At 42.0% G+C, this 23,849-nt stretch carries 28 protein-coding genes and 1 riboswitch; of the genes, 26 read left to right on the top strand and 2 right to left on the bottom strand.

What is annotated here, in order from left to right:
• The 18 genes from MKZ09_RS18805 (at nucleotide 1) to MKZ09_RS18720 (ending at nucleotide 18,527) form a co-directional block, all read left to right on the top strand.
• The gene (locus MKZ09_RS18805) at nucleotides 1-4,644 is read left to right on the top strand and encodes a phage tail tape measure protein (protein ID WP_076201016.1); all 4,644 of its coding nucleotides are present in this window, start codon (nucleotides 1-3) and stop codon (nucleotides 4,642-4,644) included.
• The gene (locus tag MKZ09_RS18800; RefSeq protein ID WP_076201019.1) at nucleotides 4,641-5,435 is read left to right on the top strand and encodes a phage tail domain-containing protein; all 795 of its coding nucleotides are present in this window, start codon (nucleotides 4,641-4,643) and stop codon (nucleotides 5,433-5,435) included. Before MKZ09_RS18805 ends, MKZ09_RS18800 begins: the two co-directional genes overlap by 4 nt.
• A 16-nt stretch (nucleotides 5,436-5,451) precedes the next feature.
• Entirely contained in the window at nucleotides 5,452-5,913 is a 462-nt protein-coding gene (locus MKZ09_RS18795) for a hypothetical protein (RefSeq protein ID WP_076201022.1), read from the top strand.
• 14 nt (nucleotides 5,914-5,927) lie between these two features.
• The gene (locus MKZ09_RS18790; RefSeq protein ID WP_076201024.1) at nucleotides 5,928-6,815 is read left to right on the top strand and encodes a hyaluronate lyase N-terminal domain-containing protein; all 888 of its coding nucleotides are present in this window, start codon (nucleotides 5,928-5,930) and stop codon (nucleotides 6,813-6,815) included.
• Between the two features lie 10 nt (nucleotides 6,816-6,825).
• Entirely contained in the window at nucleotides 6,826-8,190 is a 1,365-nt protein-coding gene (locus MKZ09_RS18785) for a glycosyl hydrolase family 28-related protein (RefSeq protein ID WP_076201027.1), read from the top strand.
• 65 nt (nucleotides 8,191-8,255) lie between these two features.
• Nucleotides 8,256-10,244 carry an ArnT family glycosyltransferase gene (locus tag MKZ09_RS18780; protein ID WP_076201030.1) on the top strand — a complete coding sequence of 663 codons (1,989 nt, stop codon included), beginning with the start codon at nucleotides 8,256-8,258 and terminating at the stop codon, nucleotides 10,242-10,244.
• A 166-nt stretch (nucleotides 10,245-10,410) separates the two neighbouring features.
• Entirely contained in the window at nucleotides 10,411-10,944 is a 534-nt protein-coding gene (locus MKZ09_RS18775) for a hypothetical protein (RefSeq protein ID WP_076201032.1), read from the top strand.
• A gap of 34 nt (nucleotides 10,945-10,978) precedes the next feature.
• Nucleotides 10,979-12,949: a prophage endopeptidase tail family protein gene (locus tag MKZ09_RS18770; protein WP_076201035.1), complete on the top strand. Its 1,971-nt coding sequence runs from the start codon at nucleotides 10,979-10,981 to the stop codon at nucleotides 12,947-12,949.
• A 166-nt stretch (nucleotides 12,950-13,115) separates the two neighbouring features.
• Complete coding sequence (locus MKZ09_RS18765) at nucleotides 13,116-13,661, top strand: hypothetical protein (protein ID WP_076201038.1); 546 nt, start codon at nucleotides 13,116-13,118, stop codon at nucleotides 13,659-13,661.
• A gap of 2 nt (nucleotides 13,662-13,663) precedes the next feature.
• Entirely contained in the window at nucleotides 13,664-14,500 is an 837-nt protein-coding gene (locus MKZ09_RS18760; RefSeq protein WP_076201041.1) for a hypothetical protein, read from the top strand.
• 276 nt (nucleotides 14,501-14,776) lie between these two features.
• Nucleotides 14,777-14,995: a hypothetical protein gene (locus MKZ09_RS18755; protein ID WP_076201047.1), complete on the top strand. Its 219-nt coding sequence runs from the start codon at nucleotides 14,777-14,779 to the stop codon at nucleotides 14,993-14,995.
• Nucleotides 14,996-15,089: 94 nt separating this feature from the next.
• A complete protein-coding gene (locus MKZ09_RS18750) occupies nucleotides 15,090-15,389 on the top strand; it encodes a hypothetical protein (protein ID WP_076138979.1) in 300 nt (99 codons plus the stop codon).
• Nucleotide 15,390: 1 nt separating this feature from the next.
• Nucleotides 15,391-15,585, top strand: a complete 195-nt coding sequence (locus MKZ09_RS18745) for a hypothetical protein (RefSeq protein WP_076138980.1) — start codon at nucleotides 15,391-15,393, stop codon at nucleotides 15,583-15,585.
• Nucleotides 15,572-15,958 carry a hypothetical protein gene (locus tag MKZ09_RS18740; RefSeq protein WP_076201049.1) on the top strand — a complete coding sequence of 129 codons (387 nt, stop codon included), beginning with the start codon at nucleotides 15,572-15,574 and terminating at the stop codon, nucleotides 15,956-15,958. Before MKZ09_RS18745 ends, MKZ09_RS18740 begins: the two co-directional genes overlap by 14 nt.
• A complete protein-coding gene (locus tag MKZ09_RS18735) occupies nucleotides 15,945-16,862 on the top strand; it encodes a peptidoglycan recognition protein family protein (protein WP_076201052.1) in 918 nt (305 codons plus the stop codon). The genes MKZ09_RS18740 and MKZ09_RS18735 overlap by 14 nt, the downstream gene beginning before the upstream one ends.
• Before the next feature lie 11 nt (nucleotides 16,863-16,873).
• Nucleotides 16,874-17,236, top strand: coding sequence for a phage holin, LLH family (locus MKZ09_RS18730; RefSeq protein ID WP_076201055.1), 363 nt, complete (start codon nucleotides 16,874-16,876; stop codon nucleotides 17,234-17,236).
• A 101-nt stretch (nucleotides 17,237-17,337) separates the two neighbouring features.
• Entirely contained in the window at nucleotides 17,338-18,231 is an 894-nt protein-coding gene (locus MKZ09_RS18725; protein WP_076201058.1) for a hypothetical protein, read from the top strand.
• Nucleotides 18,222-18,527 (top strand): STAS-like domain-containing protein, encoded by a 306-nt coding sequence (locus MKZ09_RS18720; protein WP_076201060.1) that lies wholly within the window; start codon nucleotides 18,222-18,224, stop codon nucleotides 18,525-18,527. The genes MKZ09_RS18725 and MKZ09_RS18720 overlap by 10 nt, the downstream gene beginning before the upstream one ends.
• Before the next feature lie 71 nt (nucleotides 18,528-18,598).
• Here the strand turns inward: MKZ09_RS18720 and MKZ09_RS18715 are convergent, their stop codons facing one another.
• On the bottom strand, nucleotides 18,599-18,826 hold the full coding sequence (locus MKZ09_RS18715) for a hypothetical protein (RefSeq protein WP_076201063.1): 228 nt from the start codon (nucleotides 18,824-18,826) through the stop codon (nucleotides 18,599-18,601).
• A 135-nt stretch (nucleotides 18,827-18,961) separates the two neighbouring features.
• Here MKZ09_RS18715 and MKZ09_RS18710 point away from each other — a divergent pair, with 135 nt between their 5' ends.
• The 4 genes from MKZ09_RS18710 to MKZ09_RS34500 are packed head-to-tail and all read left to right on the top strand — an operon-like array spanning nucleotide 18,962 to nucleotide 19,778.
• On the top strand, nucleotides 18,962-19,159 hold the full coding sequence (locus MKZ09_RS18710) for a hypothetical protein (RefSeq protein WP_076201065.1): 198 nt from the start codon (nucleotides 18,962-18,964) through the stop codon (nucleotides 19,157-19,159).
• On the top strand, nucleotides 19,152-19,439 hold the full coding sequence (locus MKZ09_RS18705; RefSeq protein WP_076201068.1) for a hypothetical protein: 288 nt from the start codon (nucleotides 19,152-19,154) through the stop codon (nucleotides 19,437-19,439). Before MKZ09_RS18710 ends, MKZ09_RS18705 begins: the two co-directional genes overlap by 8 nt.
• A gap of 13 nt (nucleotides 19,440-19,452) precedes the next feature.
• Nucleotides 19,453-19,638, top strand: a complete 186-nt coding sequence (locus MKZ09_RS18700; RefSeq protein WP_218643095.1) for a YolD-like family protein — start codon at nucleotides 19,453-19,455, stop codon at nucleotides 19,636-19,638.
• Nucleotides 19,578-19,778 (top strand): YolD-like family protein, encoded by a 201-nt coding sequence (locus MKZ09_RS34500; RefSeq protein ID WP_076201071.1) that lies wholly within the window; start codon nucleotides 19,578-19,580, stop codon nucleotides 19,776-19,778. Before MKZ09_RS18700 ends, MKZ09_RS34500 begins: the two co-directional genes overlap by 61 nt.
• A gap of 18 nt (nucleotides 19,779-19,796) precedes the next feature.
• Here MKZ09_RS34500 and MKZ09_RS18695 read toward each other — a convergent pair whose 3' ends face one another.
• Nucleotides 19,797-20,018: a helix-turn-helix domain-containing protein gene (locus tag MKZ09_RS18695; RefSeq protein WP_076201074.1), complete on the bottom strand. Its 222-nt coding sequence runs from the start codon at nucleotides 20,016-20,018 to the stop codon at nucleotides 19,797-19,799.
• A gap of 127 nt (nucleotides 20,019-20,145) precedes the next feature.
• On the opposite strand from MKZ09_RS18695, the gene MKZ09_RS18690 reads away from it, so the two are divergent.
• From MKZ09_RS18690 to MKZ09_RS18675, 4 genes are all read left to right on the top strand, one after another.
• On the top strand, nucleotides 20,146-20,388 hold the full coding sequence (locus MKZ09_RS18690; protein WP_076201077.1) for a DUF7667 family protein: 243 nt from the start codon (nucleotides 20,146-20,148) through the stop codon (nucleotides 20,386-20,388).
• Between the two features lie 348 nt (nucleotides 20,389-20,736).
• Complete coding sequence (locus tag MKZ09_RS18685; protein ID WP_036687555.1) at nucleotides 20,737-22,053, top strand: hemolysin family protein; 1,317 nt, start codon at nucleotides 20,737-20,739, stop codon at nucleotides 22,051-22,053.
• Between the two features lie 160 nt (nucleotides 22,054-22,213).
• Entirely contained in the window at nucleotides 22,214-22,966 is a 753-nt protein-coding gene (locus MKZ09_RS18680) for a DsbA family protein (RefSeq protein ID WP_081389195.1), read from the top strand.
• Entirely contained in the window at nucleotides 22,963-23,427 is a 465-nt protein-coding gene (locus MKZ09_RS18675; RefSeq protein WP_076138741.1) for a disulfide oxidoreductase, read from the top strand. The genes MKZ09_RS18680 and MKZ09_RS18675 overlap by 4 nt, the downstream gene beginning before the upstream one ends.
• A 194-nt stretch (nucleotides 23,428-23,621) precedes the next feature.
• Nucleotides 23,622-23,781, top strand: a riboswitch (cyclic di-AMP (ydaO/yuaA leader).
• Nucleotides 23,782-23,849: the final 68 nt, after the last annotated feature.

Here is a 23,849-nt window from a genome sequence, read left to right as displayed (position 1 = left end):
GTGGCAGGGAATCTTGGAGAATTGAGAGCTACGTTAGTGGCTGATGCAAATAGCATCAAACAGGAGTTAAGGGCCGTTAAACAAGAGTTTTCTGGTCTTGGTGACCAAGGCACTAAAACAGCTTCAGATGTTAAAAAGATGGAGTCATCCTTTAACAGCATTGGCGCATCCAGTAAGCAAATCAAGCAACTCACGACAGTGTTGGATAATGTTAATGCAAAAATAGAAATTCAACAAAAGAAATTAGCTAGTCTCAAACAGTCTTATGACACAACTTTCGATAGTAGCCGAAGGAACAAACTCCAAGAGCAGATAGTAAATACAGAATCATCAATCTTGAGACTCACTGAAACATCTGATAAAACTGCTCAAAAAATATGGAACTTAGAGGATAGCGCTAAAAAAGCCGGAGAAGGTTTTCAACAACTCAGTAGTAAATCTTCGGAGGCTGCTGTCGGTTTCGGAAAATTGAGCAGCAAGCTATCGGAGTTGGGAGCTAGTTCAAAACATATTGAAGCTATTAAAAATGCGATAAATGAAGCTAATCCAGAAATTTTACAGGGACAGCTTGAAGATGTTCGTCATGAGTTGGAAGAGCTTGGCTTGAATACAGATGTAATTGACGAAATCATCGAAAAAATGAGTGAACTAGGTAGCGCCGCAACTTCAACAGAAATTGAGATCGAAGCAATGGGTGCTGCCTATCTTGCGTTGTCCATTGCAGCAGGAGCAGCGATAGCGAAAGCGATTAAAACAGCTGGAGACTTCGAACAAGCTATGCAAAATGTGCGCGCAATCAGCCAGGCTGTAGGATCTGAATTTGATGCATTAAGAGATCAGGCGCTTAAATTAGGTGCTCAAACCAAATTCACAGCATCTGAAGCTGCTGATGCGCAGGCTTTACTTGCTCAAGCTGGCTTTAAGACTAATGACATCTTGTCTTCTATGCCCGGTGTCCTTGCACTCGCTGCCGCTGGTAATACTGATTTAGCCCTTACGGCTGATATCGCTTCATCAGCACTTAATGGATTTGGAATGGCTGCTTCGGAGACTGCCCGGGTAGCGGATGTGTTAGCCAAGTCATCAATAGATACCAATGCGGATGTAACTGATCTTGGTATGGCTCTTAAGTATATCGCTCCAGTAGCAGCCGCAATGAATATTAGTCTTGAAGAGGCAGTTGCTGCTATCGGCGAATTATCGAATGCCGGTATCAAAGGAGAAATGGCAGGCACTCAACTTAGGGCTATGCTTTTGGCTTTGGCTTCTCCATCCAAGGAAGCAGCTGGGTATATGGAAAAGCTTGGCGTAAGCATTAAAGACAGTGCAGGAAATATCCTTCCATTATCAAATATCATAGGTCAACTTACGAGTGTTTGGGGACGTCTAACTGAAGCACAACAAGCAGATGTAGCTGCTACACTGGTCGGCAGAGAAGCAGCATCTGGATTTTTAACACTGATTGCACAGGGCGAAGGAACACTCATCGGTTATACAGAAGCCCTCCAAAACGCTGGCGGAACAGCTGAACAAGTAGCTGGAACCCAAATGGATTCATTAAACGGTTCAGCAGAACAGATGAAAGCAGCATTTGAAAGTGCGGGAATCATCGTTGGTGATATGTTTGTTCCAGCGATTCGGAAAGCGGTTGAAGAAGTAACGTCTCTGATGACTGGCTTCACGGAGTTAAGCCCAGGTGTTCAAAACTCAATTGTCGCGTTTTCTACGGTTACTCCTTTAGTACTAGGAGCAGTTACAGCCTTTTATGCTCTCAAAAAAGCGATAGATGCAGTAAAAGTTGCTGCTCTAGCGGCTAATGCTAGTATCCCTGTTATCGGCGCTGTCGCTCTTGCTATCGGCGCTGTATCAGCTGCCGCTGCTTTTCTTTACGGGAAATATAACGAGGCCAAGGAAGCTACAGAGAATTTCAAAGAAGCACAAGCCGCGCTTAATGACACATTGAGAGATAGTCCTATTAATCGTAGTGTTGACGAACTTGAAGAATTGCGTTCTAAGACAGAGGAACTCAACACTGTGCTTAACAAACGATCTTTATTGCAAAAGCGAATAAATGAGATCCAGTCCGCATGGGATACGGGAACAGGTACTCCTGAAATGATGTCAGAAGCCATGGAAATTAATCAGCAGTTAGGTGAGATTGACGAGAAGTTGAGAAGCATGGGTTTCGACGGTGTTGAGATTGCAACTCAAAAACTTAATGAAATGAATAAAGCGATCAAAGAATCTATCGGAGCTTTATTTGATGAACAGAAAGCTGAAGTTGCTGATCTAGCTGCAAAAAACCAGAAGGTCAAATCAATGGAAACGGCACTTGCAACTCTTAAAAGTCTATCATCTGCACAAAAGCTGGATCAGGCACAAAAACAACAGTTGGTTGATGTTACAAATGCACTTAAACGCGAATACCCAGGACTAAATGCTGTTCAGGAAGAAGATGGACGGATACGTGTTTTGAACATAGGTTTTATCGAAGATCAGATAACAGCAGATAGGGCTCTAACCACAGATGCTGCTAGAAACGCCCAAACAAGGATTGATAATCTTGCTGCTGAAGCCAAAGCACAGCGTGAATCTGTAGAAGCTCAAATCAAGAATTATGGTAAATTACTTGATGCTATGGCTTCTGTATCTGGTGCTAAGGCATCCACGTTTGCGGAATCGGTTAAACAGGGTGAGGAACGAATGAATGGGAAGACACCGTCTGTAATTGATATTGTAACGAATACAGCTAGAGCACAAAACGAAGCAGAGCTTACAAAACTAACAAATGAACAGCGTGCGATTGCTGAGAAACAAAGAGAAATCGAGAAGGCAGCGGCTTCCCTTTCATCGGGTGATTTTAGTCTTGGTGCTAATAACAAAGGAGCACCTATTGATCTTAGTACACCTGAAAAGGCGAAAAAAGAGAAGAAAGAGAAAACAACCAAAGGTAAAACTGCAGCTGAGCTTGCTGCTGAAGCACGAAAGGATGCTTATGAGACTGATCTGAAAACAATTCAGTTTCAAGCTGACTATTACGATCTCACTGCCGATAAACAGATTGAGAAGTACGAAGGGCTGCGGAAAAAGCATGCTGCTTTCCTCAAGGAATCTGTAGACGACGCTCGAACATTACAACTACAGCTAAAGCGACTGGGTGAGGATTCAGCTAAATCCCGTTACGATTTCTCGGCAACCTGGATAGATGCGGAGTCCAAGCGGATGGAGGACAGTGCTAAAACGGAACTCCAGATCGCTCAAATGAAGTTAGACTCTTGGACCCGTGTTCGTGATCGATACAAAAAGGATTCAGATGAATACAAGACAGCCGACGATAAAGTAAGGTCGTCTCGTAAGGAAGTTGCCACAGAGACGATAGCAGCAGAAAGAGATTTGTATGATAAACGAGCCAAAATGATCGAACAAGAGATTAGAAGACTTGAGTTAAACGGATCTTCAGAAGAAGAACTGACCAAGTATAAAATACAAGCTTGGACTGATCTTCGGGCAAAATACTCAACCGATTCTGAATTTTACGAGAAGGCGGATGAAGCACTGTATCAGGCAAGAAAAACACTTACAGATAAAACGCTAGATCTAACTAAAGAACTCGTCAAATCTGAAAAATCGCGGATCGAAGAAGCAAGGAAAAAAGATCTTGCTGCTATTGAAGAACGAAAAAAGGCTTTTGTATCAGCGCAGGAAGATAAGATCAAAGCGATCGATGACCTGTTGGCGAAGGAAGCTGAAGCGAATGAAGATGTGGATTTTGAGGAAGAGCTCGCTAAGAAGAATGCTCGTATTGAGTTACTGGCTTCTGCTGTAGGTAATGACGGTCGCCAAGAACGGAAAAAACTTATTGAGGAACGCGATAAATTCGTTCTTGATCATGAGCGGGACCTCCGGAAGCGAGAGCTGACTTCTCAGAAAGATGCCTTGCAAGATGAAAAAGAAGCTCAATTACAGGCTTATGAGGATGAGAAGGATGCGGCAGAACGGCAGTATGATGCTCTAGTTGATGCCTTCGAAAACCATTCCGAGGACATCAAGGAAATCGAGGCTGGAATCGCAGCATTTCGTGTTTCTTCTGCTGGTACAGCTAATTCTCAAATCCTCACGGATCTGGATGCTTTTATCACTCAGTACAATTCAAAGATGGCAGCTATTGCATCTACCAAAGCTGCTGCGCAAAAAGATATTGATCTTGCTGAATACAATGCTAATAAAGATCTCTATAATGTTGCTAAATCTACAGGGAATAAAACTGAAATGGCTAGACTGGGGGCACGGAACCAATCGCTTAGAGACCTCTATGGAATAACATCGGATACAGGAAAGCTTCAAAGTTTCGACGTGGGTGGAGTGGTTCCTGGTCCGATCGGTGCAGCCGTGCCGGCTATCGTACACGGTGGTGAAGGGATATTCAATCAGAGTCAGTTACGGGGACTGTTCCGGATACTAGATACACCTAGTCTTATCGGTGCTGCCTCAGGGATATCCAAGTCGGAGACACATATCGTGAATCATTTTGACATGAGCGTAAACGATGTGAAACTAGAGGATCGTCTCGATACTGAGACGGTATATACCGAGCGTGAGAAATCAGCCCGTCGACTTCAGACGATGGGAGTGAAGTCCGGATGAATGATGTATCCGTGAATGGTGTTTGGCTCTCATCTCTGGACATCATGCTGGTCAGCCGTGATATACCTCCCTTGCCAGAGACTGAGGAGAACACTATCAAGCTGGCTGGAAGAGATGGCGTTAAGAACTTTGGCAGTACCTATGCGGCCCGGCCAATTGGCTTGGGTCTATTTATTATGGGTGATGATTATTATGGCGCCGTAGCAAAGCTAGCTAGTGTATTTGATGTTAAGAACGGACCTTCGATAGTCATATTTGATGATATACCTGAAAAGAGGTTTGTTGCCGAGTATCGCGGTTCCATGGCTTTTGATACTTCGACCGGGAACCGGAAGATTGATATTCCCATGAAGATGGATGATCCGTGGATCGAGTCGATACAGGATACCGAGCTACGGGAATATGGAGAGGGCCTTTCCTACGGGGAAGGTTTCTTTTATATCTCGGATTCTTCATTCCCAATTACAGCGAGTGGTCAGACGTTCACTGTTAATAATTTGGGATCGACAGAGGCTTACCCGCTGATCCGTATATCTGGTACATTTACCAACCTTTCAATGAGTGACGGCAGCCAGACCTTGACCATCACCGGCAGCACTGGAGTTAACGATGTCTTTGAGTTAGACAGTGACCTGGATAAATGCTCGGTGCGGCTTAATGGGGTGAACGCTTGGTCCCGAAGCAATGGCGTGTTCTTCGTTCTTAAACCGGCGGAGACAACATTCACCGTGATGGCGACAAGCCCGAATATCACTGTTGAAGTTATCTATCGTTATAAATACCTCTTTTAGAAAGGAGCATACGGATATGATTTTTAATCGACGAACCATTACCAAGCTCCTCGACCTTGTGAACCTACAGCGACACAATGACAATTACGCTGATATCCAGGCGGATTTAAACAATCATGAAGGAAGGATCACTGGAGCACAAAGCGATATCACAGAACACAAAGAATCTACGCAAGCTCACTCAGCAGAGCATGTGACCTATGAAGGTGCAGTTACTGGAGCCAGCAATATCAAACAGGCTATAGATTCTCAGAACTCTCGTATAAATAATCTTATTATTAATGCAGGTGATAGCGGACCGGAAGCGAGGGATGCTAGAGTGAGCGCTTCAAGCGGGGTAACTTACCCAACATTGAAGGCTCGACTCGATGGTGAAATGTCTAATTTAATAAACTACTTGAATTACATGCCTATCAATGGAGGATCGTTTGACGGAGATGATCCAACAGGACCAGTTATTGATGGTGGAACATACTAAAGGAGGGCATGTTGATGCCAGTAATTAAAATAAAACGTGGACTCGCTGCAAATGTACCAGCGTTGACACTGGAAGCGGGGGAATTGGCACTCGCAACGGATACAGGTAAGGTTTACGTAGGTACAGGCAGCGGAGATAAGGTCATGGTGAATCCTGACCAAGCGGCCGCAGAAACAGCTGTTAAGCTAAAAACGGCTCGTACCATTGCGCTGGCAGGAGATGCTACCGGATCCACACCATTTGATGGATCAGCCAACGCTACTATTACTGTGGTTCTCCCCAATCTTGCTACGGCAGGCACTTACACCAAATTAACGATTAACGCAAAGGGACAGGTTATTAGCGCCACACAAATAACAGCTGCTGATATCCCGATGCTGACATTATCTAAGATCAGTGATGCAGGCACAGCAGCTAGTAAAAATACGGGTACAGCAGCTGGAAACGTTCCACTGATCGGAGCCAATGGTAAGTTGGACGATAGCATCTTGCCCGCACTAGCGATATCGGATACTTTTGTCGTCGCTTCACAAGCTGCTATGCTAGCTTTGACGGCTGAGGTTGGAGATATTGCAGTTCGGACAGATCTAAATAAAACGTTTATTCTCCGGTTATCTGGTGCTTCTACGCTTGCTAATTGGCAGGAAATCCTTGCACCTACTGCGGCAGTGTCCAGTGTGGCTGGTAAGACCGGAGTTGTTACACTGTCTGCGTCGGATGTAGGCTTGGGTAATGTGACTAATGAGAGTAAAGCAACAATGTTTACTAACCCTTCGTTCACTAATCCAGTAGTGACCACTCAAGCCACTTCGGATAACAGTACTAAGGCGGCTTCAACTGCATTTGTTAAAGCTCAGGGATATCTAACCGCATCCGACACCATTGACGGCGGCACATTTTAGGAGGTGCATTATGGCAAATAAAATACAGTTCAGACGCGGGTTAAAATCCGCTTTACCGACACTTTCCGTGGGGGAGCCGGCGATTACCACAGATACGGGTGAGGTATACGTGGGACACGCAGGAGGCAACGTTGGACTTGCAACTGCTTCGCAGCTGGCGGAAAAAGCGAATCAAACTAGCCTCAATGCAACGAACACAAAAGTTGGATTCATCCGCAATGTAAAAGAATTTGGCGCAGTGGGTAATGGATCTGTGGATGATACAGTTTCCTTCCAGACCGCTATTAATAGCTTGGGAACACGAGGCGGAAAGCTATATGTGCCAGCTGGTAATTATCGATTATCGGATATGCTAGACATCACTAACTCAATCACGATAATCGGGGATGGTTGGTCTATGCGAGATGGCACAACCATATTATCATTTTACATGGATGGGAAACCTATCACACGACCTGCTATTAAGATACACAAAACTGAATGCGTACATCTTGAGGGTTTATACGTTCTTAACAATGGCGTTGAACTACGTGATGGGATATCTATAGATGGTGGTAACGGTGGCGCGAACAATGAAATGAACAGTTTTGTGTCATGTGAAAAAGTGATATCGAATAAATTTAAAAACAACTTTTTTGTATCCCATACTTGGCTGGTATCGTTTAGGGATTGTTACGCAGGTCACGGAACGTTTGGGTGGTATTGTGCAGGTGGCACAATCACTACACTATTATTTGATCATTGTTATACCGCCAGTCAATCCGCGAGAGCTTACTACATCAATGGTGCTTATTACACGACTTTCATTAGTTGTGCTACGGATTATGCTCCGATAGGTTACAAATTTTCTAACGCGGAAAATGTAGTAATGATTGGTTGTGCTGCAGAAAGTTGCATTGATACAGCTATAGATACAGATAATTCAACTGTAGTTATTGATGGGTTCGTATCGGTAGGAAACGGAACAGGCCAAAACGGAAATTATGCAACGATGTTAAACGCCGTATCTTCGCGCATTTCCGCAAGGGGATTTAGCGAGATTACCTTAGCTGATCCCAATGTGAAGATCGCATCTGTTTCTTTGGGGAATGACGTTACCGGTGAATATGTATCCTCTGGCAAAGAGTTATTAGGAATATACTACCCTAAGAACGGTAAATTCCTTTTCAATGGACAAACATACACGACAGGCGTACCAACTACAACTGGATGGAAAACAACGGACATGGGTAAAGTGGTATATGAGTCCGCACCAGTTCAGGCGGGAAATGCCGGGAGCAAGTATGTGACATTCGGATATCAACGATTAACATCAGGAAATGGCAATGAACTTGGGATTGACTGGCTTGCGTTGAGAGCATTGACTGGTCAATAAAAATTGTTGTTTTTACCTTTGACTGAATGTATGATATTTTCATACACAGTAAAGGGGTTGTAGAAGTGAGTTGGCTACTGTTGGTTTTTGGAATTATCAGTTACTTTTATGTGATTTTTAATGTGGACATTATTTTTTTAACACCCATATTAGGAATGGCGTTGCTCTGTTTTAATGCTTTATTAGTTACTCACATAGCAACAAAAGAAAAGCATACATTACTTGGCCTGTTAAATCCATTCTTGAGTCGGAGCATGCGATTTAAAAATGTAATTAGACTCCCTAACATTTATCGAATTGGCATACTCTTCATACTGGCAATTTCGTTGGTCTTACGTCTTGGTGTAGTTGATTTGGATAGGGATTTAGTGCCTGGGAGCGATGAATACGTATATCACTATGGGGCTGAAAACCTCCTGAAACATGGGGTTTTGGCGTTTGATAGAGAGGGAACTATGTTTAGTGGTATCCAGGAGATAGTACCCACCACGGCATTATCCCCTGGATACCCGGTTTATATTGCAATAATATATTTTCTTTTTGGTCACTCGACTAAAGCGGTATTATTATCACAATTAGTTTTGAGTGTCGTTTCATTGATCTTAATGTTCAAAATTCTAGAATTGTTAAGAATGAAGAAGCCATATGTGCTAATATCACTTGCTTTGGCAGCGATTTATCCAGGGTTAATATACAATATTGATCGCATGCTCACAGAGCAATTGTTTATGACTTTGCTTTTGGCATTTACTTATTTTTTCTTAAAGAGCCTTCAGAATAATAATATCTATTTACTTGGGTTATCCGCAGCCATTTTGACTTGTGCTACTCACATCAGGGCTTTGGCCTTACCGTTTGCAGCCCTTGCAATATTATTTTTATTGGTATATGGCAGGAGGGACAAGAAAAGTATTATACGAAATATAGTTGTATTTATTGGGATCATTATATTATTTATGCTCCCGTGGTGGATTCGTAACTGGATAACGTTTGACAAATTTATTTTGTTTTCGGACGCAGGGTACAGTCCTAAGGTTTGGGGAGCAGTGCCATACTTTATTGATATGACAGCTACTAATAATCAGTCTTTAGAGAATGTTTTGAAAAGTAACCTAACGCCAAACCCTGCAGTTTACTACAAATGGAGAATTTTTGGATTCTTTCAATACATGTGGGGTGATCTTTGGGACGAGCGCCTAGTGCATCCGTTCAAGTATTTTAGGCCGCTTATAGCATTGCAACAGTTAATAATTGTTCCTTGTGTTATCGCCATTCCTTTTCTGTTGAAAAAATGTCGAAAAGAAGTTCTATTTTTATCATGCTTTCCTATAGCATTTACATTGATGAACATGCCGTTTCATGGGCTACCCAGATATGTCTATCCATCAATACCATTTGTGATAATACTTGTAGGGGTTTTATTGGAAAGGGTTGTCGATCTTTTTAAGAAAAGAGAAGTCTTAACCTCAAATGAATTTTTATTTAAGTGGCAAGGTTTACTTGAACGTTGTTTCCGTTATGGATTTATGGTAATTGCTTCTGCGTTTGCGATCATATTATTCTACAGCGTTTATTTCTTTGCTTATAATATCAATACGGAAATGTCAGAGTATCGCTTAGGCAGATATCTTGGAACATCGGTCGAATCAGTGAAGTCTTCTGAACCGGTATCAAGCAAATTTTATGGTGCGGAAGAAGTGCTAGTCGAAAATAGCGTTTCTTTGACGAAGGATACTTTTAAAAACATCCCTCAAGCGCCGTCCATCATCAAAGTTCATGACGAATTATTGAATGATGACAGAATTGTGACAGAGGTTGATTTAAACATTCAAGGCGGTTATATCCACGATTATATGACTATTTACTGGACTGGTAAAAACACAAAGGAAATATCAGAAAACACCGTCTATAAGTTTCCAATTAACCGTTTTGAGAAATCTCAGAAGATCTACATTGATGATGACGTTAATTTTTTGATGATTGTTCCAGCAGTATTTAGAGGTGGTAGTTTTACAATAGATTCGGTACAAATACAAAAGTATAAAGTGCAGTAGGATCATACTGTTCACTACTGAACAACCGAAAATGGACATGAAAAAAGAGCTGCCGGATCATTCCGAAGGCTCTTTTTTGTTCCATTAAAGTTTTCAATTTCCCTATAGGAATTATATCCCATATATCGTATTATTGTTCCATATGATTATTGGGGGAGATCAAACAATGTGGCATGCTCAAAGAAAAGTTATAGCTGGGATATTGAGCTTCATATTCCTTGGATTAGTTGTGTATGGTGGAATGACCAAAGTCTATGTGCCAGAAGGAACTAAGTTAGAAGTAAAGGTATTAGATACAGATTTTGTTCAGGAATTTCCACACATGTTCACCAAAGTTGATAGTGGTTTAACGATGACTGAGGGGATTCAAAACGGATTATCTATAACGGGAAGAACTATATGGGCTGGAATGAAAAGTACCTGGGCAGATTATTCGAATGGATTTCCAGATGGGTTATTTAAAAAGATTCTATGGCTAATTTTTGGTATACCAATTGAGGCAATTAAGTATTTCTTTGTTTATTTAGTGATGTTTTTCATGTTTATTTATAAGTTATTTCCTTTGGGTGACGCTGGATATAAACTCTCTTTAATATTATCTTCTTTGATTCCACCTTTGATGGCTGTATTAGTATCAATAATCCAGCCAGAAGATGACTCTCCAAGCCATGATAAATCAGAAACGACTGCGCAGAATTGAGCGCAGTTTTTTATTTATGAAAGGAGCCTACAACATGCAAAAGCACCTTAAATCCTTTGACCGTAACCGTTCCCCAACTGGCTTACTAGTCCAGTGCACCGACGTTCAACGCCGACGTCGACTTAATAGCGATTATGAAATCTCCTTCACTGTTCCGATGACGAGCGATGACTACAAAGAAAAGATCATACCTAAAGGCCACGTTCAAGACGAGCGTGGCCAATTTTATGTCGTTCAATCACGCGCCCGGGATCGTAACAACAAGATAATCAGCGCTCAAGTTCTCTGCACACATATCATGTTTAAGATGATCGACTTCAAGATTCCGTATGATCAATATATCGATGAGGCGTATGGTGTTCATATTAGTGAGTTGTTAGATAAGATTAGCGCCGCAACTGGTTATGTGTACACCTTTGTTCTGCACAATACTTTCGATCTCCGAGACGTAAAAGACTGGGGAGCGACCACGGCACTGGCAGCATTGCAGGAGGCTGTCAATCTTTATGGTTGTGAGATTGAACCGGATAATACTGTGATTCACCTATACAAGCGTATTGGCAGCGATGATGGCTTTGAGTACCGGATCCGTAAGAATATCATCAGTGATAGTTTCAAGGATGATAATTCGAATCTGACAACTCGGATGTTCTCGCAGATGAAGGACGGTCGGACATTCATTGGTATATCTGCTGACTTCCTGACCACCGAAGAGCGCAGTCTTCTGCAGTCCGTTCCTGATGCAATCGTAGACAACAAACTGGCTGTCAATTACCTGATCTCACCTTATGCTCAATACTGGACCAATAACGTCAACATCTTTTATGACGGAGAAATGATCGATCAAAACATTGAAGATCCAGAAGAGTTGCTAATAGCCACTCGGGAGGTTCTACGAAAGAAGGAGATGCCAGAGTTTGAGATCGGTGTTAGTGCGGCAGATATCTATAAGATTGATCCAGATGAGCAACAACCGAGATTAGGAGATACGGTTTATGCTTATGACCCTGATATAGAGTTACAGAGAGTGAGCTGCCGGGTGGTGGAACTTACAGAATATCCTTTCTCCATGGATAAACATAGCCAGGCTACTCTCTCCAATTATCAGATGCGGGATGATACGCAGGTGTTGGCAGATCTCGAGCGGAGCAAACAGATTCTAAATGATCTGTTATCCGGAGGTCGGGTTCGTGCTTCGGCTTTCGAGGAATTTGCGAAACAGGCTGTTATCGACATCAACGCATCTAAGACAGAGATTAAGTATGACGGTAGAGGGATAGTACTTCAGTCTACTGTTAATGCTCTCGATCAAGTCATTATGACATCAAACGGAATCATTGTTACTCGAGACGGCGGCGCTACGGCTATGACGGCAATAACCGCAAATGGAGTTTCAGCTCCGGCTGTTGTTGGGATTCTTGGTAACTTTGTAGAGATGAAGATCGGTGAGGGAGAGAACGTTACTCAGATCAATCTTAACGGGATAGCTGCGGGGCGTTCGGATTTTCATTCAGCACCATTCCGTGTTTACATGAACGGTGATGTAGTGGCGAGGTCGATAACACTGACTGGCTTGATCGAGGCTTCTTCGGTATATGAGACAGACTTTTACGCTGGGACCATAACGGGGGCGAAGATCCGGACAGCTGCACCTGGTATTTATCCGCGAGTGGAGATCGATCCTTCATCTATAGCATTTGGAGTTTACTCTGATCCGAACAGTGGAATATTGATTCCGGCTTATGATGGCGGTGTAAGTAAAATCAGGTTCCTAGCAAATGGAAATGAGTCAGCAATTTTCAATTCGCCTACATCCGGATTTATCTTTCAAGGATTTGGTGATGCAACTATCTCTGGATCAAATGTTCGATTGAATCCGTCAAGCGGATACATTAGGATTCCATCATGGGGAGCGCTTTACTCTAATTCAGATAGTTTGACTTTACAAAATGTACTCGATTCTATTAATAGTTCTATCGTTGCATTGTGGAATGCGTTGAACTGAAAAACCAGCATATCGCATTCTCTCACCGTTAATCTTGGATCTCATAATCACGGAATTGCTGGTGCAGTTAACTGGGGAGGTTCATTCTCAGTTTCTTAAAAATATCCTACCATGTCGTTGACCTCTTGGATATACTTGGTATATTACAAAAATGGGAGGTCAGATATTGAATAAGAAGATTATAATCATCACGACCGCTGCACTTATGCTTGGTGGCTCAGTCGGTTTTGCAGCTGCAAGCTCACCGTTAATTGGTGCTAAGGTGCAAGGATTATTTACAGTTCAGAAGGTGGATGGAACGAAGATTGGTGATGCGGTCATTATCAACGGTTCTGCATATGCGCCAGTTCGTGCCATTTCAGAGGCGACTGGAACAGGACTGAAGGTGGAAGGGAAAAAAATAATCATGGAAAGTACTACGGAAACAACACCATCGATTGGTGAGTCAACAAGGGCGGAAGCAGTAGACTTAGATACGAAAAAGGCGAGTATTGAGGCGGAAATAGCAAAAAAGAAGGCAAACATCGCAGATCTAGAAACAAATGTGATTCCTCCATTGGAAGCTCTTGCGAAGGAACTGAAGAACAACGGGACACTAGGGAAACAAAATCAACAAATGGCCGATGACTATAAAATACTGGTCGAAAAACGTAAGACTGAACTCGCTGATCTTCAAAAGCAACTTGCTCAGATTGCTGAGTTGCAGAAATAGAAATGAATAGAAAAATAAATTGTCTGCTGCTAGTCGTTATTCTATTGTCAGGGTGCTCATCTAATAATGAACTTGCTGAGCCAAGCCCGTCTCCTTCGCCTGTTGTAACGGCGTCTCCAAGCCTGGACAACTTATATAATGAGGCCAAGAAATATTATGAGTCTGGAGATTACAAAAGTCTTCTAACTGCTGGGGATACTTTGAACAGTCATTATCCAGAAGATCCAAAGACCAAGGAAGTCTTAACCTGGACAACTGAATTGTATAAGGAGACTAGCAGTGAATTGGGGGATGTATCATCTTCGCCGTCTCCAGATGAAGTTGAGCCAACCAAGTCTCCAGAAGAGATTAAACAAGCGTTGTCCGGTCTGAGAGAGCGCAAGGATGAAGTACGTGAGATCTCATTCTTCTACGCTCAGTCGACTTCCGAGTTCGTAGATGAGAACGATGTGTATGTATATTTCTCGAAATCCAAGGATGGCGTTATCTCGAATCCGCGCTTTAAAATCCAATATGCTGGGGATGATTGGGTTTTCATTGATAAGTACACCATTAATGCTGATGGCGAGATTTTCGAGATCACTCCTGAATACTCAGAAGTCGTAAGAGACAACAACAGCAATGGGGTTTGGGAGTATTACGAAACGTACATTGATAAAGATACCATCGATATGGTTCGGAAAATCGCAAATGCTGAGAAGGTCATTATTAGATCTTCAGGGGAAAGCCGTCACTATGATATGACACTTACTAAACAACAGAAACAAGCAATGCAGAAAGTGCTGAAGGCCTATGAAGATGCAGGTGGATTGACCATAATTTTCGACATTGATCTTTAATTAATGGAGGGCTTTTGTGAAGAAACCTATTGTTTGGGTAGCTGCAGTTCTGCTGCTACTTTTCGCCTTCAGTGTCTTAATTTATCCAACTCCCTACCGATACTTAGAGTTTGAATATGACAACAACGGCGGTAGGGTCCCGGTCAGATTGAATGTGATCACTGGGAAAACTGAAACATTCACTCCTATGTTTGGCTGGACAACAATAAGAAACCAAGAACAGTGAGTCCTCAGAAGAGGGCTCTTTATTTATTCCCTAGAAAGGAGATGATCCTTGTGAAAATAACAAATATCGGCGTATCCATCGATCTCACTCAGCCAGTGCAGGAAGTGGTAGATATTATTTCCATCGTTTTAAATCACCATCCTAGCCGACACCAAGAGATCCTTGAGGCTATTGATATAAAGGTCTGCGAAGCGCTGGCAGATCTCCAAAGGCTCAAAGAACCACCGCCACAAGAGACTGAGGATAAAACAGAAGAAGCTGTAATGTAGAAGACACGCCCGACATGGAGCGTGTTTTTTTATGCCCTCGGAACTGATTCGAGGTTGATTGGTATCCTAAACAGAGAGAGAAGGGAGCGGGGGAATGAATAGTAACGATGTATCGAACTTAGAAAAGCTGTTACCGCTAGCAGACAAATACGGCCTTGCTTATCTGGTTGCGCTTGTACTGCTGTTTTTTGTGATCTTACAGTGGAGGGCAGTAATGAAAGGCGATCTAGTCCCGCGAGAACTGTTAGATCGCGCTGAAGAGGACCGCGACCGATTACAGGCAATTCTGGATAAAGAACGAGCCGACTTTATGGCTCCGACACTAGAGGTGCTACAAAGACTGAAAATAGATCATGCTGCTGCCAGCGGTAATGACCAGGATAGGGGAGGATAACGTGTTGAGTAAATTAATCAAACGATTCTCCTGGCATAAAAAGAAAGAGAAAGAGATGGAAACCGCATCTCGCCGGGTGGCACTGACGATTCTTCGTTATAAAGAGTCGTCAAAAGAAATACAGGAAGAGATCGAACGAAATCGATTTGCTCGATACCTGGTTTACGATAAGGGGGATCACCATGGGATTCATTGATGTTTTATTGCTGCTGCTTTATGTCATTGCCATTGGGTCGGCGATTTACATCTTGTTCAAGCACAGATCATATTTTTACGATAGGTTTCAAAAAGGCGTCGTCAGTGTCTTCATGCTGACGATGCTTTTTTTCTTGGGTGCTTACACCTTTAAAATGATGATCACCTTGTTAATTCGGGCATCTGTTGTGTTTGGATTCTCCAGTCCTGAATTATCTGAGTGGCTACTGCAAGGCTGGACTATTGCACAGATTGGGACAACTGGTGGACTGATCTCTTTGGCATGGTTGACACACTCTGGACGCTACGATCAGTTTGTGCAGTTGCGGAAGATTTATAAAAAGGGAGACGATGAAGAATATGATCAAAAATAAATATTCAATTGAGCGACGTTACATCAACAAGCGACAGAACGTTCGGCCCGGCACCCGGCTTGTATCGGGGACACCGGGCTTTTTAGTTGCCCATGATACCGGGAATCCCGGAGCCACAGCGGATAATCACTTCAATTATTTCCAGACTCTTATTAACCGTTCAGCCTCCGCACAGGTATTCATCGACGATAAGAAGATTTTGGAGATTATCCCAACGGGGACTGGATCCGATCCAGCTGAGCGTGCATGGCATGTCCTATATAACCTAACCACTGATAATAAGCTTTACGGGGATGATGCTAATGACATCGCTCTAGGAGTGGAGTTGTGCTATGGAGGCAAGATCAATACCCTTGATGCGTATAAGCGTTTCGTCTGGTATCTGGCCTATTGCTGTGATATGTGGAAGCTTAACCCGCTGACTCATATCCCAAGCCATAAACAGTTGGACCCAACCCGCAAGAGTGACGTTGACCAAGCTCTGAAGACTATCGGAAAGACACTCAAGGATCTGCTCTATGATGTGGTAAGAGAAATGCAGGAAGAACCGGCTATGATTGTGGCACCTACCGCAGTGCAGTTACCGTCCAATGTAGCCCAGGCTCTCATCGATGATTACGTATCCCCAGCATGGTTTGTGGCTCGGAAGGATGGAGACTCAGTAGGCACTTTGCATCTACACAATCTCGCTAATAACCTGCGTCTGGCTGCTCGCATCCCATTGCAACCAGGATCAGCAGCGCCATTCACGCAGCTGCCGAAGAGCAACGTCCAGGAACTTGTGTTTCGTTGGTTGTCACCGGGCTGGATGGCAGCAAAGGTTAAAGGAGATAAGACAGCGATGTCGTTCTACAATAATACGGCGAATCACCTGCGGGCAGCTGCTGGTATGCCGAAAGAATAGGAGAGATTTAAATGCAACCAATTATTGACCAAGCTCAACCGTATATTACTGCCGTTGCATTGGCTATTGTTGGTGTAGTGGCTACTGTAATTTTGCGAGCAGTAGCGTTGCTACAACAGAAGGCAAATTCATGGTTTGACGCAAAGCTATCTGTATCTCAGCGGGAACTGTTGCATAAAATTGCCTCAGAGGGTTTTGCCTTTGCTCAGACCGTTTACAAGGATCTGGGTGGAGAAGAGAAGCTGCAGCAGGCGCTCCTTTATTCCTCAGATCATTTGGCAGCCAAAGGGATAAAGGTATCCACTGAGGAAATCCGCGCAGCAGTTGAGGATGCTTACCTGAAGTACAAAGCGACGGTGTTAACCAAGCAATAATTCATATGCCCACTGGCTTCGGCTGGTGGGCATTTTTTATTTGAATAATATTACAAATATGTTGTATAGTTAACTCTATCAAAAGAAAAGAGGGTCAATTGTTGAAAGTATACCTACCTGAAAAGATGAACAGAGCTACGATGTACAATTTCATTAACGAAATTATCGATGATGACAGACAACCGAAGGCTGATTCATTTGAGTTTATGTTCAATACCTTGAAGTTTATTGAACCTGTTGGTGTGACCGTTCTTAGTAATATAACCGAGTGGTTGATCGACAAAGGAATAGATCTGGAATATACATATCCCAAAATAAACTATTTTGAAAAAATTAACTCAATGTGTTATTTGGATGACTCCCTTTATTTCGAAAGATACTTGAATGAAAAAATAAGACCCAACGCTGAACCGCGTCCAACAACGATTCCCCTAACTTTGGTGACGATAAATGAGAGTTACCAATGGTTTCAGAAAGTGATATTCTGGATGTCCGGGAAATTGGGCATTACCACTGAATCCCTTGCTGATTATAAAATGTGTTTTCAAGAAATTTTCAACAACATTAATGATCATTCTACGGAGCACATTGGCTGTGCTTTTATTCAGCATTACCCCAAAGAAAATAAAATATGCATTGCAATTTCTGATTTTGGTGTAGGAATACCATACAACTTACAAAAACTTCATCCATCATTGAATGACGCACAAGCAATAAAAGAAGCAGTGAAACAAGGAATTTCAACAAAAAGTACACCGAGAAATAGAGGGGCCGGGTTAGATACATTAATACATAATGTTGTACTGAATAACATGGGCAGTGTTTACATACACTCTAACTATGGTATATTAGAGTGTAAATACAAAAACGAAGGTATTCAGATGAGTAGCCGATTAAAGCGAGTGTTTTATCCGGGAACACTCATCGAAATTAACTTGCGAACAGATACAATTGAGAATATCTTGAATGACAGGGAGGATTTCGCATGGGACTAATTAAAGTTCTTGATCATGTAGCTCATTGCTACACGAATGCTGACGGAGACAAAATCAGACATCTGATCACCGACGAAATTCAGAAAAACAACAAAGTTGCACTTTCATTTGATGGAGTTGATAGCGTTTCGTCATCGTTTCTGAACTCAGCATTAATTGATCTTCTTGATGTCTACAATTTTGAACAAATCAAAAGAAACATTATTTTTGTGGATTCATCTAAGGCCATAAATGATGCAATCAAACGCCGATTTACTTTTGAAGTAAATGAAAAAAAAAAGCCCCTTGGGGTTTAGAATGATTTCCATAATTTGATTTCAGAACATTGCCATACAGGCAATGTTCTTTTTGTTTCCGAATACATGAATCATTCTTTCGTTTCTCCTTCAATCCGTAATCTGATGACTCGTGAAATACTCTCCACCTCAATTAAAGGAACCCACACTGGTCCGTCAATTGAATTAATCTTTATTCTCTCTGGATCTACTGACACCTCAACAGTTCCCTTTATCTTTTCCCCATTCATGAGCCATACTACAATCATTTCCTCTCTAACAGCCGCAACCTTCAAACTTTGCTTTAGTTTTTTGTCCATAACCACACCCCGGTATTTTTTATCATTATAAATTAATATTTGATTAGAAACGATATATACATTATTTCCCATTGATTAACGAACGCATGTTTGGTTATAATACAAACAAACGTTCTTATTTTTGGAGGCGATCACATGAAAATAAGCATCGGCCAGACGGTAGAAATCGTATATGAAGATAAATCTGGTAAGATCACTCAGCGTAAAATCGAGGTTCTTGGAATCCGTGATGGTCGGATTCGAGCCACTTGTCTTTCAACACGTGCCCCCAGAGTCTTTTTAGTCTCCAACATCCTTGCTTGGCAACCTGTGAAGGAACAGCGTTATGCTTAGCGACACAGCGCGCAAACTGCTGATGATCATGCGGCATTCGTCAGTGCACCACGGCTATATGCCAACAATGGAACAACTAGAAAATAAGAGCGGTCGGACTTCAAACAAAATAAGGGCTGGTCTTCAAGAGTTAGCCGATGGGTCATACATTCAGTGGCAAAGTGGAAAGCAGCCAGAAACCGCCTTAGTATTGGAAGGATGGGAACGAATTAAGGATCAGCCAGCAGTAATATCATGGGGAATAGATGGAGGCAATATAGATTATTGGACAGATTATTAGGAGGGTAGTCATCATGGTGAAAAAACTAGAAAGCATTTGGGACTGTAGCAGAATGATGCTACCCGAGCACAAAATACGCATCATCAGTGATGAAAGAGCACAGAGCCTGCGCAGTAAGCCAATACTCGATGCGCAAGAGTGGGAACTGATTATCATTTGTTTACTTATTCCAAGAGATACAATGAGCAGATCACAATAACTCTGTTTGAGCCAGGGCAGGATATTAATGTAAGAGGTGTTGTGTTAGCTGTTGATCGACAACTGCGACAGATCAAGTTCAAAATGGAAAATGATTATAATTGGATTAAGATCGACAATGTAATTCGGGTCACTACATAATTAAAACCCCATCAGCGATTATGCTGATGGGGTTTCTTCGTCTTCTATGTATTCTATCAAATCTCCAGTACCCACATTTAAATACCTACAGAGCTTATCTAACGTTTCCATATCCACACGCTTAGATATATTGTGATATAACCCAGACACCGTATTAATAGCAAGCCCCGTTTCTCTGGCAACTCCTCGTATAGACTTTCCTTGCAAATCCATGATACTCCGAACGTGATTCTTAATCATGGACACGCCTCCCTTTCCAAAAGTATACAGTAGCAAAATAAATGTATCAACTAGCTCATACGTGTATCAACATCCTGATACATCATGCATATATTGTATCAGGAAGCTAATACAGGGAGTGATTCATATGTTATCAGTACATTTGCGATTGGCAGAGATCTTTCATATTAATCTGAATGGACCTCTCACACTCGAAGAAGCTAAGGAGCTGCAGCACTGCTTACGGGAGAACGCTAGGTATTGTTGGGACTGTCTGATGATCGATAATCAATCCAGACTGGCGAGCAGTACGAATGATCATGAGTGGCAATTGGATCTTCAACGTAAGCTGGAGGTGCTCCGGTTGACGGGACGGGTTCCAAAGAATTAACATATATATAGAAGAAACACGTTTATAACAAAAAACCACTCGATAAAATCACGGGAAAATCACATAATCTCTTTTCGTTAGTTTGTACCTGTTTCTACTATTGAGAGGTATGTATCCATGAGCAGTAAAAATAGATCATATTTTTACACTGGTTTTGACCTGTTTTTATGGGCTATGTAATAATATAATAAAGTATATATTCAAAAACGTGATTCTAGACTGGAGATGAAACCATTGGGAAATTGATACTGAAAGGAACAAACGGCGAGCATTTTGCCAATACTCTGAAAAAACGAAGGAGGTGGGCCTATCCATCCATGTACGGAAAATGGTGGATAGGAGTATAAATTGAGCGACCCTTTACCCGGTATATTACATGTTGGTCTTATTATTTTGTTGGTATTGTTAAATGGATTTTTTGTTTCAGTCGAATATGCAATGGTGAAAGTACGAAGTGGTCGAATTGATACCCTGATTGAAGAAGGTAGTAAAAAAGCTTTTAATGCAAAAAGCATTGTCAGCAACCTGGATGGCTATCTCTCAGCCTGTCAGCTCGGCATTACATTGGCTTCACTTGCATTAGGGTGGCTGGGTCAACCGGCTATAGCTAATCTTATCGGGCCTTTATTAGGAAGCATAGGTTTAGGAGAAACTGCTGTTAATGTTGTATCTTTGGTTATTGCTCTTATGTTCATTACTATCTTGCATATCGTATTAGGTGAGCTTGCACCTAAGACCATTGCTGTTAACAAGGCTGAATCTGTCCTTTTACTAACAGCGGGACCGATGAATGTATTTTACAAAATCATGTATCCAGTGATATGGATCGTTAATGGGCTGGCGCGTGGTTTACTGCAAATTTTCCGATTAGCCCCGGCTTCAGAGCTGGGAACGGCGCATACGGAAGAAGAAATTCGTATTATCATGCAGGAAAGTAACAAAAGCGGCTTTATCGATAATACTGAAATGGCGTTGGTTGACAATATTTTTGAATTTGTGGATACGATGGCTCGGGAGATCATGATTCCGCGGACAGAGATGATCTGTCTGAATAATCATGTTTCTGCTGAGGAGAACCTTGAGATTGCCTATGATGGCATGAGGACACGTTATCCCGTCTGTGACGGTGATAAGGATCATATTTTAGGCTTCATCCATATAAAGGACTTAATTAAGGATCGTCCGCAAAGTTATCAGAAATTAATTCGTCCAATATTGACCGTGCCGGAATCCATTCAGATTAGCGCTTTGCTGAAAGTTATGCAGCGTGCGAAGACACAAATCGCCATATTGATCGACGAGTATGGGGGTACTTCAGGAATGGTGACACTGGAAGATATCATGGAGGAAATTGTTGGAGAAATTCAGGATGAATTTGATGAGGAACGTCCAGGTGTTGAGAAGCTTGGCGAGGATGAGCACTCCATTGACGGTTTGATGCTTATTGAAGAGATTAATGATCTTTTGGGTCTTCATATGGAGACTGAGGATTACGATACGATAGGCGGCTGGCTGTATTCTAAATTGGAGGTTAATCCACCTCAAAAAGGGCAATCCGTAGAATTTGATGATCATCTATTTATTGTAGAAGAGACTGAGAATAAGCGAATTTCTCGAATTAAGCTATTGCGGTTACAGTTATTGAATGAAGAAGCTGGAGCTTGATGGAATTATATATTTTAAAATAAGAGCAGCGTTTCTCCTTTTGGAGTCACGCTGTTTTTTTTGACCCTACTGTTTGCCAAAAATAGATTAATAATTATATAATTTTAAATGTATATGATAAAAACTACATTAGTCCCTAGAGGACAGAAAGGAATTCTCCTTGAGTAAACCTAAAAAAAGTCCAAACGTTCCCCAGTTGAGCAAACAAGAGAAACGACGGGTAGAACAGGAGCAACAGAAGCAGAAAACGAGAATTTTAGTTATTAGTTCAATAGCTGTAGTAGTTATCATTTTTGTTGGATTGTTTATGTTAGCTTCGAAAGATGCAGCAAAGAATGTCTCTACAGGAGAACCGGTAGAATTCAATTACAGTGAGCTACCTAGGATTGGTAATGAGGATGCACCTGTTAAGCTTGTTGAATTTGGCGATTTCAAATGTCCAGCTTGTTCCCAATTTGCTGGCTCCATGAAACCGAAAATTGTTCAAGATTTTGTCAACGAGGGAAAAGCAGCTCTTTACTTTGTAAATATGGCTTTCGTTGGTCCTGACTCTGAAACAGCTTCATTAGCTGCATTGTCTGTATACCATCAGAATAAGGATGAATTCTGGAAGTTCTATGATGCTGTGTATGCGCAGCAAGGGGATGAGAGCGAGGAATGGGCCACTGAGGATTTCTTGGTAAGCCTTGCTGAAAAAGAGAAATTAGCGATCGATTACGATCTGTTGCGTAAAGACATCCAAGAGAAAACTTATGCAGATGAGCTGAAGAAAGATATTCAGTTGGCAACTGACGCAGGCGTGACAAATACGCCTTCGCTCTACATTAATGGAGTGAAAACGGCTGAACCATTCGATATTGAAGCGATTACATCTGAAATTAACGCCGCCGCAAAAGCAGTGGAGGCAAAGTGACAAAATTCCTATCTTTTTGCAAGCGTAACTGCCTCTATCTGGCCTGGTTCGTCTCTTTGGTAGCTGTAGCTGGTAGCTTGTATTTAAGTGAAGTCTTGAATTATGAACCTTGTAAGCTTTGCTGGTTTCAGCGGATTTTTATGTATCCACAGTTATTTTTATTGGGAATTGCCACTTTCCGCGGAGATAAGCGCATCATTCCTTATGTGCTTCCATTAAGTTTGATTGGTGGCAGTATCTCAATCTATCATTATGCGGAACAGAAGATTCCAGCGTTAAGTAAAGTTCTACCTTGTACAATTGGTGTTCCTTGTAATAAAGATTACTTGAACTACTTCGGATTTATAACGATTCCTTTGTTAGCTTTAATTGCGTTTGCTTTAATTAGTCTCCTTCTTTGGTATGGACGTAAGGAAGAAGAAGTGATTGAAGTAGATGCAGAGGAGAGCTTAGGATTTTAGTTTTTACTTTGGAAGGTACAAATACGCTGAAAAGGTATTAAAATCACGGGCTAGAGGGATAATTGAAGATAATGAAAGAGAGCATCCAATAAGACGCTATATTTGAGCTTATTGGATGTTTTTTCATTCTTTTTTCATTTTTTTCAACGCTTTACTGTAGGCACTTTGTAGACTAATATTAGACCTTGTGAGAAGTTGAATATGCGCTGAATTTTCTTAGGAAAAACGGGGGAACCAAACTTGGCATTCATGCCAATGGGGTGAATCGGAACCGGGTCGAACAGACCTCTACCGTAGGGCTATAACCACAGCCCGAATCCGCCAGCTAACCTCGTAAGCAAGGTGGGAAAATGACCATGCATAAGCATGCGGATCATTTCCGTATGCTTATTTTTGTGTCTGCATTTATGAAATCCACCGAT

Origin of the sequence: Paenibacillus sp. FSL R5-0908 (assembly GCF_038006245.1) — a bacterium.
Classification (GTDB): domain Bacteria; phylum Bacillota; class Bacilli; order Paenibacillales; family Paenibacillaceae; genus Paenibacillus_AQ; species Paenibacillus_AQ odorifer.
The sequence above is the reverse complement of the archived record's forward strand: the minus strand, read 5'-3'. Positions and strand labels throughout refer to the sequence as shown.